Genomic DNA, 14,918 nt, shown 5'->3' with positions numbered 1-14,918 from the left:
TCAACTGGAAGAAGAATCATCTCCCTCGTTCTTATCCTGGGATGAGCGTGGATAGCCACTGCGGGACAGGTTCTTCCACAAAAGCAGATTCTGTTCAGCGACCTTGCGCATCACTTCCATGGGGTTAGCAGCCTGCATAGGGTTGCCTTTCATGGCCTGCTGCATTTGCTGTCGCAGAATCTTCTGCTGCTCCAAAAAGGTTCCGATGCTCTGCTCCAGATAACCACTCATGGAATGCTGCATGCTATCACCGTAAAAACGGATCAACTGCTGGAGCACCTTGTTACTGAACATGGGCGTACCGTCATCGCTCCCGCCCCGGTTTTCCTGCTCGGTAATGATCTGCAAAAGAATATTGCGGGTCAGATCTTCACCGGACTTGGAGTCTTCGACCCTGAATTCTTCCCGGTCAACAATCAACTGACGTATGTCTTCAAGGGTGACATAACGACTCTCCGAGGTGTCGTAAAGACGTCTATTGGCATATTTCCGGATAACTCGCAAAGGGCACCTCACTTGAAAAAACATAAAACCCCAAGGGGTTGAAGGTTTATTCTAGCATTATGATTAATTTATTCATCTGCAGGCTGTTCACTTCTTGTCATCTTCTTGTGTTCAACTAAACTAAGAAAAGAACTCAAGGAGAAAAAAATGCTACTCAAAATTCGCAAAAGCAGTGCTATTTACTTTATTACCAACGATACACCAAAAGGTCGCCTAATCAACCTGAGCAGTCACCTTTATCTCAACCTGCATCAAATTACTGAACTTTCACACTATACGCTGAAATCTTCGCTGGAAAAGCAGAACCACCAGGGTAAAAAGCTGACCTTGACGCCAGACACCAAGGTCTTGCACATCACTCTGGCTCCGACTTTTGCTTCCTACGAGGATAAAAAAGATAAAGACCGCCGTCTGCATGAAAGACGTTTTTATACCCTGCACTTTCTACCCGAAGCTTTGGACGAGTACCTAGCCATTCGCCAGGCACTGAATGGACAGATCCTGAATAATGATTGATCCTGGCAACAACTAATAGATTGGACACCCCGACTCCTGATCCACAGCTTCCAGGCAAACGGCATAATGGGTCGCTGCCCCGGCAGTCGACCTTTGCCGATTCCTTTCCTCGTTACGGTTGAGCTGACGCCCAGCCAGAGTGCGCCACCGCCCCGGTTCAAGAGCCAAGCGGGTTTGCAATTGTTCCCCACTGACTGGGGTCGGCTGGCCTGGCCATTCCCTGGGCAGAAGCTCCAGCTGACGGCTTGAAAACTCCAGAACCACGCGCTCTCCCTGGGCCTTGGCAACGACCCAGAGACCACCGCTCATCCACTGGTAACCACTTTCTCCTCTCCAGGGATGCGCGCTGCCTGTTGGCAACCAAAAACCCTCTTCCAGATAGGCTGGTCTTGCCTGGGTCAGCGTTAGCCGGGTCACCTGGTTGCGGGCCGTGGACAGGTGTTGATTACGAGAAGCCTGACGGGTTTCCGGGTTCAGCGGCCCCCGGGAGAAATACACGCGATACTCCTGGGCAGCGACATCCAGGGCAGCCACCAGCTGCCTGACCGTGACCAGTTCCGCTTCAGGGCCGGTCACCAAAAGCCGCTGATTACGACCGGAAGCAACGACTGTGTCGGGAAGATGGGGCTTTAACAGTGGCAGCATCTCTTCAACCTGAAGCGATTCAAGATCCAAGACCAGTAGTTCGCGCGAGCTAGTTTCCTGTGCTGGTGAAGCCATGGCCCCGCAAAGGAGGAGAAAAGCCAACAGAAGACGTTGCATTCCTGACATCCTGTAAGTAAATTGATGCTTGAGTATAGCCAAGTGAGCCGAAAAGGGTCGAATCAACTTTATTTCACCTGTCGTTACACCTTAACAGGCTTTACCCGTAGAAGTTTACGGAGCAAAGCCCCTACAATGTGCGGGGTAGGCTGCGTAAGTTGCCTTTTTCTCAAATCCAACCAGTGAAAGGAAACAGGATCTTTATGTCCCAGCCCATGACGCTCGACACCCAAACCCAACCAGCCCGGACTCCCCGCTTTATTCGTAAGCGCTACCCCCTGCTTAGCCTGAGTCTCCCGGTCACCTTCAAACTCGAAGGTGATAATTTCCGTCTGGAAACGGCAGAAATCTCGCATGAAGAGGTGCGCGTTAATTGTCCGGCAGCCCAGATTCCCCGTCTGGTTCCACGTACCGCGCATCATCGCCCCGATGAAAAGATTCTGCATCAGGTTTTTCTGGAGCTGGATGGCAAGGAAACTCTTGCACTGCAACTGCAGGTTGCCTTTTGCCGCCGCTACTCGCAAAAGGAGTTCAAGGTGGGCTTTCGTTTCTGTGACATCCCGGAAAGCGATCAACGTAAACTTCAGCGAAGACTGGAAAAAGCTCTTTCAAACCAGGCCAAACCGGCCAGCATGCTGAACTAGGACACCTGCTTGAACCTACTTCTACTGCAGCAAGAGGACTTGCTGGATTCCCACACGGCACTTTTAACCGGTCGCCAGCACCAGCACCTGAAGACAGTGCATAAAAAAACAACCGGGGACCAACTAAAAGCAGGGCTTGTGGGTGGCCTCATGGGTTCAGCCGAAATCATCGAGCAAAACGAAACACGAACCCGCATCCATCTACAGTTGGAGCAGTCGCCACCCCCTCCCCTGCCATTACGTCTGTTACTGGCACTACCCCGCCCCCGCATGCTGGCCCGCAGCCTGGAACATCTGTCCACCCTGGGGGTCAAGGATATTCATTTATTGCAGACAGCACGGGTGGAAAAAAGCTACTGGCAATCGCCGGAACTCAAGCCCGAAAAAATTCACCAGCACCTGCTTCTCGGCCTGGAACAGGCCAGGGACACCCTTTTACCCAGGGTCCACCTGCATACCCGTTTCCGCCCTTTTGTCGAAGATGAATTGCCGGGTTTGATCTGCGATACACGCAAGCTGGTGGCCCATCCCGGAAACTATCCGCAATGCCCTCGTGGATTGAATGAAGCCGTGACCCTGGCTATAGGTCCTGAAGGTGGTTTTGTCGATTATGAAATTGAAAAATTGCAGGAGCAGGGCTTTACCGCTGTTCAGCTAGGACCACGAATTCTGAGGGTGGAAACAGCCGTGACCGCTCTCTTGGCCCGGCTGTTTTAATCAGGTTCGACTTAAAGTACCTGAGCAACCCAGGCAGCGCCCAAGCAAAGCACCACGATCAGCGTTAGCTGAAAGCGCAATTTGGCATACCAGCTGGGCCAGCCACAGCCTTTTTCAGCTACCCAGACCAATAGCATACCCAACATCAAGGCCAGCAACCCCAAACGCAGCGGCATCAACACCGCAATCCAGGCCACCAGGGCAGGCAGAATGCTCCAGACCAGACGTCCGGCAGAGCCACTTTGAATCCCCTGCCCCCAGTGGATGCCGGTCAGAAAGGAAAGGATCACTGCGGCATAACCCATCAGCGCAGAGAGGGAGACCTCCTGATAGTTTTGTGGCATAAAGTAGGCTGCACCAGCCAGACCGATAAAGGGCAGCAGCCCCGCATAACCCAGGAGATAGGCGGTCGAGCGGAGTTTGACACGGGATTCGCCCTGAAAAGCGGAAGAATTGAGCGGCATGCTAACCTCACTTTTAAGTTGTACACTTTATTCGTAAGATTAACCCTGTAGCTCTTCCCTGTACAAGGCTGCGGCATTTTGTATCAAAATTTTTCCTGTACTGGCATGGACTTGATGCCCCGCAAACGGTATAAATCCTGCATTCCAGTCCCTGCTTAACCAGCTGAACCAAGGAGCCGATTGATAATGGCCTTAATCTGGATACTTTTGCTACCCCTGCTCGGTACCCTGGTGCCTTTATTGGCCGCCAACCTAGGCCGAAGTGTCATTGCCTTTTTAACCGCCATAGCTCCTTTTATCGCTCTGGTTTTACTGCTTTTGGCCGCTCCGACAGTCTTTGACGGCCAGATTCTTTCCGCTTCTTTAAGCTGGATTCCTTCTGCCGGTTTAAATCTGGCCCTGCGCCTGGATGGTCTGGCTTTTCTGTTTGCCTTGTTAATTCTCGGCATCGGCCTCTTGATCATCCTCTACGCCCGCTATTACCTGTCATCCAAAGACAACATGGGCCTTTTTTATGCCTATCTGATTCTGTTCATGACAGCCATGCTGGGCATCGTCCTCTCGGGTAATATTCTGCAGTTGTGGTTTTTCTGGGAATTGACCAGTATCAGCTCCTTCCTCCTGATCAGTTTCTGGTCGCACAAATCAGAAGCCCGCAAGGGTGCCCGCATGGCTCTGACCATTACCGGTGCGGGTGGACTGGCTCTCCTGGCGGGTCTGCTCCTGATCGGGCGCATCGTTGGTAGCTATGACCTGGGCGAGGTGCTGGCCAGCGGCGATCTTCTGCGCGAACATGCTGCCTATCCGGCAGCCTTGATTCTGGTTCTGCTGGGGGCTTTCAGTAAATCGGCCCAATTCCCTTTCCACTTCTGGCTGCCCCATGCCATGGCAGCACCCACGCCGGTGAGTGCCTATCTTCACTCGGCTACCATGGTCAAGGCGGGTATTTTCCTCATGGCCCGCTTCTACCCGGTACTGGCCGGAACCGAGCTCTGGTTCCTGATTGTCAGCATGACCGGTTTGATGACCCTGCTTTTGGGGGCTTATGTTGCTCTGTTTAAACATGACCTCAAAGGGCTACTGGCCTATTCCACGATCAGTCATCTGGGCCTGATTACCCTGCTACTGGGCATGAATACCCAGCTATCCACCGTAGCAGCGGTTTTTCATATCATTAACCACGCCACCTTCAAGGCTTCCCTGTTTATGGCGGCCGGTATCATCGACCATGAGTCGGGCACCCGGGATATGCGTCAGTTGAACGGCCTGTGGAAATACATGCCCTATACTGCCACTCTGGCGATGGTAGCGGCAGCTTCCATGGCCGGTGTTCCCCTGCTCAATGGCTTCCTGTCCAAGGAAATGTTCTTTGCCGAAACCCTGGATCAGGTCACCCTGGGTTCTCTCTCCTGGATGGTACCGGTTCTGGCCACCATCGGTGCTGTCTTCTCGGTCGCCTATTCGGCCCGTTTTATTCATGATGTTTTCTTTAATGGCGAACCGATTGATCTGCCTAAAACCCCGCATGAACCGCCCCGCTATATGCGCGTTCCTGTGGAGATCCTGGTTGCCTTGTGTTTACTTTTGGGGGTTTTTCCCGCTTATCTTGTGGGTCCTCTCTTGTCTCAGGCCTCGTCCAGCGTAATCGGTGGCCAACTGCCTGAATACAGCCTGTCGATCTGGCATGGCTTTAATTTGCCCCTTTTGATGAGCCTCTTGGCCATGCTGGGCGGTCTGGCCATTTATCGTAACCGTCGTCACCTGTTTCGTTTCCAGGCACTCTTCCCCGAGCCGGATGCCAAGCTGGTGTTTGAAGGCATCATCCAGCGTCTAACCGGCATCTGCACCCTGGTGGTCAACAAGCTGGAAAACCACTCCCTGCAACGCTACATCTTCCTGATGCTGTTGGCCGCTCTGGTATTGATGGCCGGCCCCATGATCGATCTGAATGCCACCAAGGGTCATTACTCGGAGTTGCCAATCGACCCGATCACTCTGGTCGGGGCACTGCTGCTTACCGTCAGCGCCCTGGCAACGGTGTTGTTAAACCGCAAACGTTTGATTTCCCTGATCATGCTGTCTGTTGTGGGCCTGCTGGTCTCCCTGGCCTTTGCGCGCTTCTCGGCCCCTGACCTGGCATTAACCCAGTTGTCGGTGGAAGTGGTCACCATGATCCTCCTGCTACTGGCGCTTTTCTTCCTGCCCCAATCGACACCCAAGGAATCCAACCCGCGGCGCCTGGTTCGTGATTTGAGTATCGCCGGGCTGATCGGTGGTGTTATCGGCACCATCAACTACGCCATGATTACCCGCCCGCTGGATTCCATTTCCAGCTTCTTCCTGGAAAACAGCTACTCCGGCGGGGGTGGCACCAATGTGGTCAACGTCATCCTGGTGGACTTCCGGGGCATGGATACCCTGGGTGAAATCACGGTTCTGGGGATCGCCGCACTGGGTATCTACAAGCTGATCGTGCGCATGCGCCTCTACATGCCCAGCACCAACAGCCAAGGCCTACCCTGGTCTCCCGACAAGCACCCGATGATGCTGGGCATCGTCTCCCAATCCCTGCTGCCCCTGGCTCTGCTGGTGTCTGTCTATATCTTCCTGCGCGGCCATAACCTGCCCGGTGGCGGCTTTATCGCTGGCCTCGTCACCTCGGTGGCGATCATTCAGCAGTATATTGCCCAGGGTGTAGATTTTGTGAAAGAACGCATGCGCATGGATTACCAGTGGGTGGTCGGCAGCGGTCTCTTTATAGCCCTTTTAACCGGGCTGGGAAGCTGGATCTTCGGTCGCCCCTTCCTGACCTCCTGGTTCGACTATTTCAAACCACCCTTTATCGATAAATTTGAGCTGGCTAGTGCCATGCTCTTTGATCTTGGTGTTTATCTGACCGTGGTGGGGGCAACCCTGATGATCCTGGCGAATCTGGGTAAATTGACCACCAGCCACAGTCCAGCAATCAAGGAGAAAGGCTAATGGAAGCCCTCTATGCATTCTGCGTCGGTCTCTTGACGGCCTGCGGTGTTTTCCTGACGCTCAGGGGCCGCAGCTTTCCGGTGGTCGTCGGTATTACTCTACTGTCCTATGCCGTTAACCTGTTTCTTTTTTCCAGTGGCCGCCTGAAGATGGATGGCGCAGCAGTGCTCGGTGCTTCAGAAAGCTACGCCGACCCTCTGCCCCAGGCGCTGGTTTTGACCGCGATTGTCATCGGCTTTGCTATGACTGCCTTTGTGCTGATACTGGCCATGCGCTCGCGTGCCGATTTGGGTAATGACCATGTGGATGGTCGTCTGCCACCTTCGCCCAAGGATCAAAAATGATGTTGACGCAACACCTGGTTTCTCTTCCCATACTGCTACCCTTGCTGGCGGGCTGCCTGTTGCTGCTCCCGCCTCTGGCCAATAACCTGCCTCGTCACCGTGCCTTCTCTCTGGCCGTCACCCTGGTCATGGTGGCTGTCTGTGCCTGGCTGCTGCAGGTGACTCATACCCAGGGGATGCAGCTCTATTTTCTCGGTGACTGGCAGCCACCTTTCGGTATCATCTTCGTCGGTGACCGCATTTCCGCGCTACTGGTTCTGCTCACCAGTCTTCTGCTGCTGGGCTGTATGCTTTATGCCACTGGCGGTGAAGACACCACAGGCCTGCACTTCTATCCCCTGATGATGTTCCAGGCGGCCGGTATCAATGGGGCTTTTCTGACCGGCGACCTCTTCAACCTCTTTGTTTTCTTCGAGGTACTGCTGATCGCCTCCTACTCCCTGCTGATTCATGGTGGTGGCAAACAGAGAACCCAGTCGGGCATGCACTATGTCATTCTCAATCTGGTTGGCTCCAGCCTTTTCCTGTTTGCCCTGGGCATTCTCTACGGCACCCTGGGCACGCTGAATATTGCTGATATGGCCATGAAAACGCATGAACTCTCGGAAGATCAGTTGGCCCTGACCAAGGCGGGTGGGCTGCTGCTTTTACTGGTTTTTGCGCTCAAAGCTGCCTTGCTGCCCTTGCATTTCTGGCTGCCTCGTACCTATGCCTCAGCCAGCCCCCCGGTAGCCGCCCTGTTTGCCATCATGACCAAGGTAGGCATTTACAGTATCTACCGGGTTCATACCCTGGTATTTGGTCCCCAGGCTGGCGATCTGGCCAGTCTGGCCCAACCCTGGCTCTGGCCTTTTGCTCTGCTGACGCTGGCCGCCGGGATGATCGGCGTTCTCGCCAGCCCCAGTCTGCGCTTGCTGGCAGCCAACCTGGTGCTTATCTCGGTCGGCACCCTGCTGGTGGCTGCAGCCCTGGAAAGCCCCGAGGCCATGGCTGCCGGACTTTATTATCTCCTCCACAGTACCCTCATTTCTGCTGCGCTCTTCCTGCTTGCCGGAGTGATCGGCGATCAACGGGGCAAACCCGGTGATCGTCTGGTGGTCGGACGACCTTTGCTGCAACCCAGGCTTTTAGGAACTGCATTTTTCATAGCCGCCATGGCTGTGATCGGCTTACCTCCCTTCTCCGGTTTTCTCGGCAAGGTGCTTCTGCTGCAGGCCGCTGAAACTACCGCAGAGATGGGTTGGATGTGGCCCACCCTACTACTGGGTAGTCTCGCTTCACTGATCGCGCTGTCACGTGCCGGGACAACCCTGTTCTGGCGGGTCAGCGGCAATAACAACCAGGGTGAAGCTGCCGGTTTGCTGCAGTTATCCGGTATAGCCCTGCTACTGTTCTGTTCACCACTGATGGTGGTGTTTGGCGGTCCTATCACTGAACTGACCCTGTTGGCTGCCGAAGATCTATTCAATACCCAGAAGACTCTGGAAAGTATTCTGGGCAGTGGAGGTAACTAATGGAAAATACCCGTCGTTTTCGATTTTTACCCATGCCCATGCACAGCGTTCTGCTGTTTATGGTCTGGCTGCTCTTGAATAACACCCTGGCTCTGGGACACCTGCTACTGGCGGCTTTTCTGGCGCTGGCTATCCCACTGCTGGTTGCCCCCCTGCAACATACCCAGCCTTCGGTTCGTAGACCCCTGCTGGCGGTCAAACAGGTTCTTCTGGTCTTGGGAGATATCGTCAAGGCCAATATCGAGGTGGCGATTCTTGTCATGGGCCCCCTGTCACGCATGAAACCGGGATTTGTTGCCGTGCCCCTGGATATTGAGCGCGAGCTGCCCATCACCTTGCTAGCCAGTACCATCTCCCTGACTCCCGGGACCGTTAGCTGTGAATTGTCCAAAGACCGGCGTTTTCTGTATATCCACGCACTCAATCTGGTGGATGAAGAAGAACTCATCACCACGATTAAGGAGCGCTACGAAGCGCCCCTGAAGGAGATTTTCGGATGTTGAATTTTGTTTTGGTGCTGGTCAGTGCGCTGGTCAGCATAGCGCTGATTCTCAACCTCTGGCGGATGATCCAGGGTCCGGGCATGGCAGATCGCTTTCTGGCACTGGACACCATGTACATCAACAGTATTGCCCTGATTATCCTTTACGGCATCCATATGGGCTCTCCCCTCTATTTTGAGGGGGCTCTGTTGATTGCTCTTCTAGGGTTTGTCAGTACGGCTGCCCTGTCCAAATACCTGCTACGCGGCGATATTATCGAGTAAGGAGCTTTTGATGGATTGGATAGAAATCATCACAGCAGTATTCATCCTCATTGGTGGCCTGTTTACTCTGATCGGTTCCATCGGTCTGAGCCGCCTGCCGGATTTTTACATGCGCCTGCACGCTCCCACCAAGGCAACCACCCTGGGTCTGGGAGCCCTGCTGCTGGCCTCCATGATTCACTTCACCAGTCTTCGTGGCTATTTCAGTATCCACGAGCTGCTGATCACCTTCTTCCTGTTGATTACTGCACCGGTTAGCGCCCACATGATGGCCAAAGCCGGCTTGCACGTAAAAACCCGGGTAGAAGACTCAACCCGGGGTCTAGAGGTCAGGGATGCAGCCAAACGGCGCAATGAAGAAAACGCTGACGACTACCAGCCCTGAGTATGCTGTTCAACCAGCTCATAAAGTAGCTGGAGGTGTTCGGGGTTGGCATTCAAGGCAGGAATATAGCTGAACCCCTGGCCTCCAGCAGTTTCGTAGATTTCCCGGTTTTCCTCTTCGATTTCTTCCAGGGTTTCCAGACAGTCCGCACTGAACCCCGGACAGATAACCGACAGGCTGGATGTCTTAGCCTGTCCCAGCTGCTCCAGTGTGGCATCGGTATAGGGCTGCAACCAGGGCTCACGGCCAAAGCGCGATTGATAGGTCAGCAACCAACGCCCCTCCTGCAGACCCAGTTCTTCGGCAAGCAAACGGGCCGTGGTCTCACAGTGTTGCGGATAGGGATCGCCCTGGCGGGCGTAACGCTGGGGAATACCGTGGAAGGACATCACCAGCTTCTCGGGTTCCTGCTGATTTTTTTCCCAGGAAGCTCTCACGGATTGCGCCAGAGCACGGATATAAGCCGGATGCTGGTGATAATCACGAACAAAGCGCATTTCCGGTAAATGAGGACAGGGTTTCAGGCTGGCAGCCAAGCGGTCAAAAACCGCTGCGGTCGTGGTGGCTGAATACTGGGGGTAAAGAGGCAGTACCAGCAGTCTTTCCGCGCCGGTTTTACGAATTTCTCGTCCGACCTCTTCCATGGAAGGCGAACCGTAGGTCATGCTCAGAAAAACAGGAATCTTTTCACCCAGCTTGTCGCTGAGCAAGCTTTCCAGTCCCTTCTGTTGCTGGCGACCTATGGCAAGAAGAGGAGAGCCTTCCTCAGTCCAGACTTTGCGATAGTTTTTGGCCACGGGGCCGGGACGCACGCGCAGAATAATCGCATTGAGAAGTAGCCACCAGAGAGGACGACTGACATCCACCACGCGTTTATCCCAGAGAAATTCAGCCAGATATTTTCTCACTGCTGAAGGTGTCGGTGCATCCGGAGTTCCCAGATTCACCAACATAACGGCAAAAGGAGGCGGTTTGACAGTCGGCACTTGTAGACTCCTGCAGGGCTAGTACGTATAAGTTGCGTACAATAATAACCCTGGCCCGGTTGACTAACAACCAGGAGAACAGGAAAAGTGGTATTAAAACAAGAAAGAAGCGGAGTGAAGGCTAGCTTAGAGACTCAGCGGAAGGGCTGCAGCCAGAGGAGAAGAACCGGTTTCCCGACCCAGCACTTCATCATGGGCGACATGATTGAGCAGCACTGCCCGGTGAACACCGAAACGCTTTAGCTCACCCGTTGCCTCATCCAGGCTGCGGTAAACCTTGGGTTGACCCCGCCAGCCCTTGAGCAAATCCGTATCTTCGCCCCAACTGATCTGGATCAGATAAAAGCGACTCGCGGCATGGCTGATGACTCTTAACTCGACATCATCACGTTGTTGCATGAGTTTTTTCAAATCTTTGGCTTGCATAGTAACTCCTTGCGAATTGACCAGAGAGCGACAAAAAACCTTCTAGGATCATTATCGATAACTGCTTAGGCGGTCAGAACGCGTTTAGGTTCCAAAACTTGTACAATTTTTTTCATTTCTCAAAATGCAATCTAGGCGACAAATAGGACAGTTTGATGACAAGCTTGGAATTTTTTCTCATTTGCAAGCCTGGGGCCTAAAACTGTAGTCTTGACAAGCCTTGTACTATAGTCGAAGAGTAGTTTTGTTTTTTTATTCTGAGGTATGTCAATTTTCTGACTGAAGGGAGCAGATGTCATCATGACTCAGCAAACTGAAAAAGAGGCCCTGGCGGATGCCAATGATCCCATGGTGCCTGATGGTGAAGTAAATCCAATCGATACGGATTATCAAATCGGCCAGGATAACCTGGCGGTTCAGGTCGGCCCCTTCGGGCTGGATATTCACAACCGGGTTTTTGCAATTTCAGGCCTGGCGGTGATTGCTTTTGTTCTTCTGACCCTGATTTTCCAGGCTGACGTTGAACCTCTGTTCAAGAGCCTCAGGGGTTGGCTGACCTCCAATCTGGACTGGTTCTTTATTGGCGCGGCCAATATTTTTGTACTGCTTTGTCTTTTCCTGATCGTGTCTCCCCTGGGCAAGGTTCGCCTGGGTGGTACTGAAGCCAAACCCGATTTCTCCTACCTGGGTTGGTTCTCCATGCTTTTTGCTGCCGGTATGGGTATCGGCCTGATGTTCTACGGCGTTTCCGAACCCCTGTCCCACTTCAGCTCCTCTCTGGGTGGAACCAGCATGGAAAACGGCGTGCGCACCGACTGGGCCCCTCTGGGAGCCGCTGGCGGTGATGCTGAAGCTGCTGCTCGCCTGGGCATGGCCGCAACCATCTACCACTGGGCTCTCCACCCCTGGGCAATTTATGCAGTTCTGGCCTTGGGTCTGGCGCTCTTCTCCTTCAACAAGGGGCTGCCATTGACTGTTCGCTCCGTTTTCTATCCTCTGCTGGGGGAAAGAGTCTGGGGCTGGCCCGGCAACATCATCGACATCCTGGCTGTTCTGGCGACCCTCTTCGGTCTGGCCACGTCTTTGGGTCTGGGTGCTTCCCAGGCAGCAGCCGGTCTGCATTATCTGTTTGGCGTTCCCGAAGGCAGCACCACGGAAATCCTGCTGGTCATCGGCATCACCCTGATTGCACTGGTTTCGGTTCTGGCCGGCCTGGAAGCGGGCGTAAAACGTCTTTCCGAAATCAACATGATTCTGGCCGCCCTTTTGATGCTCTTTGTCATCATCGTTGGCCCCACTCTGGCGATCGTTACCGGCTTTGTGGACAACCTCCTGGCTTACCTGCAGCATCTGCCTGCCCTGGCCAACCCTGTGGGTCGTGAAGATGCCAACTTCTCCCAGGGCTGGACTGCCTTCTACTGGGCCTGGTGGATTTCCTGGTCACCTTTTGTCGGCATGTTCATCGCACGGGTTTCCCGTGGCCGTACCGTACGTGAGTTCATCATCTCGGTACTGATTATTCCTTCCCTGGCCTGTGTGATCTGGATGTCCGTTTTTGGCGGCACTGCGATTAGCAAGTTCCTGGAAGGCCATGATGCCATTGCCAGTGCCGACCTGTCGCTGAAGCTGTTCACCATGCTGGATGTGCTGCCTCTGGCGCAGATCACTTCCTTTATTGCGATCATCCTGGTGGTAGTCTTCTTCGTGACCTCCTCGGACTCCGGCTCTCTGGTCATCGACACCATTTCTGCTGGCGGCAAGGTGGATGCCCCCACGCCCCAGCGAGTGTTCTGGTGTACTTTTGAAGGTCTGGTTGCCATTGCCCTGATTCTGGGTGGTGGGCTGGTAGCACTACAGGCGATGGCCGTCTCCACCGGTCTTCCCTTCACGCTCGTACTGCTGATGTCCTGTGTCTCCTTGTACAAAGGACTGGCCAGTGAACCCAAAGCGGTCTAACAGCTTGTAACTTGCGTTTGACCGTAACGAGGGCGGATACTCTTAGGGTATCCGCCTTTTTTAATGCCTGTATGCTGAGGTGAAACTATGGAAGTTGAGCAGCTTGAAGTTCTGGATTTTTTACGCCGCTTCCCGCCCTTTGGTGATCTGCCCGAGGAAGATTTATCCCATCTGGCCAGCCAGGTGGAAGTCGGCTATTTCAAGGCGGGTACCCAGATACTGGAACTGAATCAGGAAATCGATGCCCTGCACGTGATTCGCAGCGGTGCAGTGGAAGTCTTTCGCCGCAATGGCGATCTTTACAACCGCTTGAGTGAAGGCGGCTTTTTCGGCGAGTTTGCACTTTTGCGTAATCGCCGGGTGCGCTTTCCGGTCACGGCTCTGGAAGATACCCTGGTTTACTTTATTCCCGCTGAAGTCTTTATTCAGCTGTTTGAAAACAATGAGCTGTTCGCCGATGCCGTAGAGGTGGAGGACCGCACTCGCCTGCGCCAGGCGGTGTCCCGCCGTGAAGATGCCAACCAGTTGATGACTTCTCGTGTCATTCGCCTGATCGGCCGTGATCCCGTTACTCTGGAGCAGACCGCCAGTGTTCGCGATGCCGCCATCAAGATGAGTGAAGAAAAGGTCTCCTCACTGCTGATCACCGAACCGGAAAAACACGACATCGTCGGCATAATTACCGACAAGGATTTGCGCAACCGGGTGGTCGCTGAAGGCCTGGGCTATGATACGCCGGTCGGCTCCATCATGACCCCTGACCCCATTACCATCGATGCCAAGCAATTTGTTTTTGAAGCCATGCTGGAGATGCTGCGCCACAATCGTCATCATCTTCCCGTGGTTCGCTACCAGAAAACCCTGGGTGTCATTGCCCTGGCCGATATCATTCGCTACGAATCCCAGAACAGTCTCTTTGTTGTCAGCAGCATTTTCCGCCAGCAGACGGTCGAGGAACTCAGTAATCTGGCCAAGGAAGTCAAATCCAGTTTTGTGCGCATGGTCAATGAGGATGCCAACTCACACATGATCGGCAGTGCCATGGCTGTAATAGGCCGCAGTTTCAAACAGCGGCTGCTGGAATTGGGAGAGGAAAAACTCGGCCCGCCACCGGTCCCCTATTGTTTTCTGGCACTGGGATCCATGGCCAGGGATGAACAGTCCATCGTTACCGACCAGGACAATGCCATGATCCTGGATAACCGTTTTGATCCCAAACAGCATGACGACTACTTCCTGCAGTTGGCCCAGTTTGTCAGCGATGGTTTGGCAGCCTGTGGCTACAGTTATTGCACCGGCGGCATCATGGCCACCAATCGCAAATGGCGCCAGCCTTTGTCGGTGTGGGAAAAGTATTTTACCGACTGGATAGAGACACCTGCACCCGAAGCTCTGTTGAACAGCTCCATCTTCTTTGATCTGGATGGCGTCTGGGGCAAGGAAGAGTGGGCCGACAAGCTAAATGACCTGATCCTCAGAAAAACCAAACGCAACCCCCGCTTTCTGGCCTGTATGGCCCGCAATGCGCTCAACCGCACACCGCCGCTGGGCTTTTTCAAAGACTTTGTGATGGAAAAGGATGGCAAGCACAACAACTCCATCAACATGAAGCGCCGGGGAACAGCTCCGGTGGCTGATTTGATCCGGGTACATGCTTTGGCGGTGGGTTCCCGCTCCCACAATTCCTTTGATCGCCTGCAGGATATTATTGCCGCCCAGATACTGCCTAAAGGCCGCGGCCAGGATTTACGTGATGCCCTGGAGCTGATTGCCATGGTCCGTATTCGCCATCAGGCTCTGGCACTGGAAGAAGGCCAGGAACCGGACAACAATGTTGCTCCTGAAAACCTGTCGGATTTTGAACGCAAGAATCTGAAAGATGCCTTCCAGATTCTGAGCAATGCGCAGAAATTCCTCAAATTCCGCTATCCCCTGTAAACAAGGAGCCATCA

The 14,918-nt window shown here is 53.8% G+C and carries 16 protein-coding genes; 11 read left to right on the top strand and 5 right to left on the bottom strand.

Annotated features, from left to right (window positions below; translation table 11 throughout):
* Positions 1–504, bottom strand: a complete 504-nt coding sequence (gene phaR / locus DFK18_RS06650) for a polyhydroxyalkanoate synthesis repressor PhaR (RefSeq protein WP_114417446.1) — start codon at positions 502–504, stop codon at positions 1–3.
* A gap of 147 nt (positions 505–651) precedes the next feature.
* On the opposite strand from phaR, the gene DFK18_RS06645 reads away from it, so the two are divergent.
* Positions 652–1,020 carry a hypothetical protein gene (locus tag DFK18_RS06645; protein WP_114417445.1) on the top strand — a complete coding sequence of 123 codons (369 nt, stop codon included), beginning with the start codon at positions 652–654 and terminating at the stop codon, positions 1,018–1,020.
* 12 nt (positions 1,021–1,032) lie between these two features.
* Here the strand turns inward: DFK18_RS06645 and DFK18_RS06640 are convergent, their stop codons facing one another.
* Complete coding sequence (locus DFK18_RS06640; protein ID WP_114417444.1) at positions 1,033–1,782, bottom strand: hypothetical protein; 750 nt, start codon at positions 1,780–1,782, stop codon at positions 1,033–1,035.
* 203 nt (positions 1,783–1,985) lie between these two features.
* On the opposite strand from DFK18_RS06640, the gene DFK18_RS06635 reads away from it, so the two are divergent.
* Both DFK18_RS06635 and DFK18_RS06630 read left to right on the top strand, forming a co-directional pair.
* Positions 1,986–2,426 carry a PilZ domain-containing protein gene (locus DFK18_RS06635; protein WP_114417443.1) on the top strand — a complete coding sequence of 147 codons (441 nt, stop codon included), beginning with the start codon at positions 1,986–1,988 and terminating at the stop codon, positions 2,424–2,426.
* Positions 2,427–2,435: 9 nt separating this feature from the next.
* The gene (locus tag DFK18_RS06630; RefSeq protein ID WP_114417442.1) at positions 2,436–3,143 is read left to right on the top strand and encodes a 16S rRNA (uracil(1498)-N(3))-methyltransferase; all 708 of its coding nucleotides are present in this window, start codon (positions 2,436–2,438) and stop codon (positions 3,141–3,143) included.
* A gap of 11 nt (positions 3,144–3,154) precedes the next feature.
* On the opposite strand, the gene DFK18_RS06625 is transcribed toward DFK18_RS06630, so the two are convergent.
* On the bottom strand, positions 3,155–3,607 hold the full coding sequence (locus DFK18_RS06625; protein ID WP_114417441.1) for a DUF3429 domain-containing protein: 453 nt from the start codon (positions 3,605–3,607) through the stop codon (positions 3,155–3,157).
* Between the two features lie 186 nt (positions 3,608–3,793).
* On the opposite strand from DFK18_RS06625, the gene DFK18_RS06620 reads away from it, so the two are divergent.
* The 6 genes from DFK18_RS06620 to DFK18_RS06595 are packed head-to-tail and all read left to right on the top strand — an operon-like array spanning position 3,794 to position 9,598.
* Positions 3,794–6,589, top strand: a complete 2,796-nt coding sequence (locus DFK18_RS06620; RefSeq protein WP_178006177.1) for a monovalent cation/H+ antiporter subunit A — start codon at positions 3,794–3,796, stop codon at positions 6,587–6,589.
* The gene (locus DFK18_RS06615; RefSeq protein WP_114417440.1) at positions 6,589–6,933 is read left to right on the top strand and encodes a Na+/H+ antiporter subunit C; all 345 of its coding nucleotides are present in this window, start codon (positions 6,589–6,591) and stop codon (positions 6,931–6,933) included. Before DFK18_RS06620 ends, DFK18_RS06615 begins: the two co-directional genes overlap by 1 nt.
* Complete coding sequence (locus DFK18_RS06610; RefSeq protein WP_114417439.1) at positions 6,933–8,447, top strand: monovalent cation/H+ antiporter subunit D; 1,515 nt, start codon at positions 6,933–6,935, stop codon at positions 8,445–8,447. The genes DFK18_RS06615 and DFK18_RS06610 overlap by 1 nt, the downstream gene beginning before the upstream one ends.
* Positions 8,447–8,950: a Na+/H+ antiporter subunit E gene (locus DFK18_RS06605; protein ID WP_114417438.1), complete on the top strand. Its 504-nt coding sequence runs from the start codon at positions 8,447–8,449 to the stop codon at positions 8,948–8,950. The genes DFK18_RS06610 and DFK18_RS06605 overlap by 1 nt, the downstream gene beginning before the upstream one ends.
* Entirely contained in the window at positions 8,944–9,213 is a 270-nt protein-coding gene (locus tag DFK18_RS06600; RefSeq protein WP_114417437.1) for a K+/H+ antiporter subunit F, read from the top strand. Before DFK18_RS06605 ends, DFK18_RS06600 begins: the two co-directional genes overlap by 7 nt.
* A 10-nt stretch (positions 9,214–9,223) precedes the next feature.
* Complete coding sequence (locus DFK18_RS06595; protein WP_342769745.1) at positions 9,224–9,598, top strand: Na+/H+ antiporter subunit G; 375 nt, start codon at positions 9,224–9,226, stop codon at positions 9,596–9,598.
* Here the strand turns inward: DFK18_RS06595 and hemH are convergent.
* Together hemH and DFK18_RS06585 are read right to left on the bottom strand one after the other, a co-directional pair.
* Positions 9,586–10,584, bottom strand: a complete 999-nt coding sequence (hemH, locus tag DFK18_RS06590; RefSeq protein ID WP_245944341.1) for a ferrochelatase — start codon at positions 10,582–10,584, stop codon at positions 9,586–9,588. The genes DFK18_RS06595 and hemH overlap by 13 nt on opposite strands.
* A 126-nt stretch (positions 10,585–10,710) precedes the next feature.
* Entirely contained in the window at positions 10,711–11,010 is a 300-nt protein-coding gene (locus tag DFK18_RS06585; RefSeq protein WP_114417435.1) for a DUF6482 family protein, read from the bottom strand.
* Between the two features lie 300 nt (positions 11,011–11,310).
* On the opposite strand from DFK18_RS06585, the gene DFK18_RS06580 reads away from it, so the two are divergent.
* Complete coding sequence (locus DFK18_RS06580) at positions 11,311–12,966, top strand: BCCT family transporter (RefSeq protein ID WP_218563912.1); 1,656 nt, start codon at positions 11,311–11,313, stop codon at positions 12,964–12,966.
* Between the two features lie 87 nt (positions 12,967–13,053).
* Positions 13,054–14,904, top strand: a complete 1,851-nt coding sequence (locus DFK18_RS06575) for a putative nucleotidyltransferase substrate binding domain-containing protein (protein WP_114417434.1) — start codon at positions 13,054–13,056, stop codon at positions 14,902–14,904.
* Positions 14,905–14,918 lie beyond the last annotated feature (14 nt).

The sequence above is a fragment of the Marinospirillum perlucidum genome, assembly GCF_003336805.1.
Taxonomy (GTDB): domain Bacteria; phylum Pseudomonadota; class Gammaproteobacteria; order Pseudomonadales; family Halomonadaceae; genus Marinospirillum; species Marinospirillum perlucidum.
This window is presented reverse-complemented; position numbering and strand designations above follow the sequence as displayed.

Bases quoted from the DNA above. Each gene is read 5' to 3' on its own strand.
- DFK18_RS06645 (WP_114417445.1), top strand. From the start codon at position 652: ATGCTACTCAAAATTCGCAAAAGCAGTGCTATTTACTTTATTACCAAC.
- DFK18_RS06615 (WP_114417440.1), top strand. From the start codon at position 6,589: ATGGAAGCCCTCTATGCATTCTGCGTCGGTCTCTTGACGGCCTGCGGT.
- DFK18_RS06595 (WP_342769745.1), top strand. From the start codon at position 9,224: ATGGATTGGATAGAAATCATCACAGCAGTATTCATCCTCATTGGTGGC.
- DFK18_RS06620 (WP_178006177.1), top strand. From the start codon at position 3,794: ATGGCCTTAATCTGGATACTTTTGCTACCCCTGCTCGGTACCCTGGTG.
- DFK18_RS06610 (WP_114417439.1), top strand. From the start codon at position 6,933: ATGTTGACGCAACACCTGGTTTCTCTTCCCATACTGCTACCCTTGCTG.
- DFK18_RS06640 (WP_114417444.1), bottom strand. From the start codon at position 1,782: ATGCAACGTCTTCTGTTGGCTTTTCTCCTCCTTTGCGGGGCCATGGCT.
- DFK18_RS06580 (WP_218563912.1), top strand. From the start codon at position 11,311: ATGACTCAGCAAACTGAAAAAGAGGCCCTGGCGGATGCCAATGATCCC.
- DFK18_RS06605 (WP_114417438.1), top strand. From the start codon at position 8,447: ATGGAAAATACCCGTCGTTTTCGATTTTTACCCATGCCCATGCACAGC.
- DFK18_RS06585 (WP_114417435.1), bottom strand. From the start codon at position 11,010: ATGCAAGCCAAAGATTTGAAAAAACTCATGCAACAACGTGATGATGTC.
- DFK18_RS06625 (WP_114417441.1), bottom strand. From the start codon at position 3,607: ATGCCGCTCAATTCTTCCGCTTTTCAGGGCGAATCCCGTGTCAAACTC.
- DFK18_RS06635 (WP_114417443.1), top strand. From the start codon at position 1,986: ATGTCCCAGCCCATGACGCTCGACACCCAAACCCAACCAGCCCGGACT.
- DFK18_RS06600 (WP_114417437.1), top strand. From the start codon at position 8,944: ATGTTGAATTTTGTTTTGGTGCTGGTCAGTGCGCTGGTCAGCATAGCG.
- DFK18_RS06575 (WP_114417434.1), top strand. From the start codon at position 13,054: ATGGAAGTTGAGCAGCTTGAAGTTCTGGATTTTTTACGCCGCTTCCCG.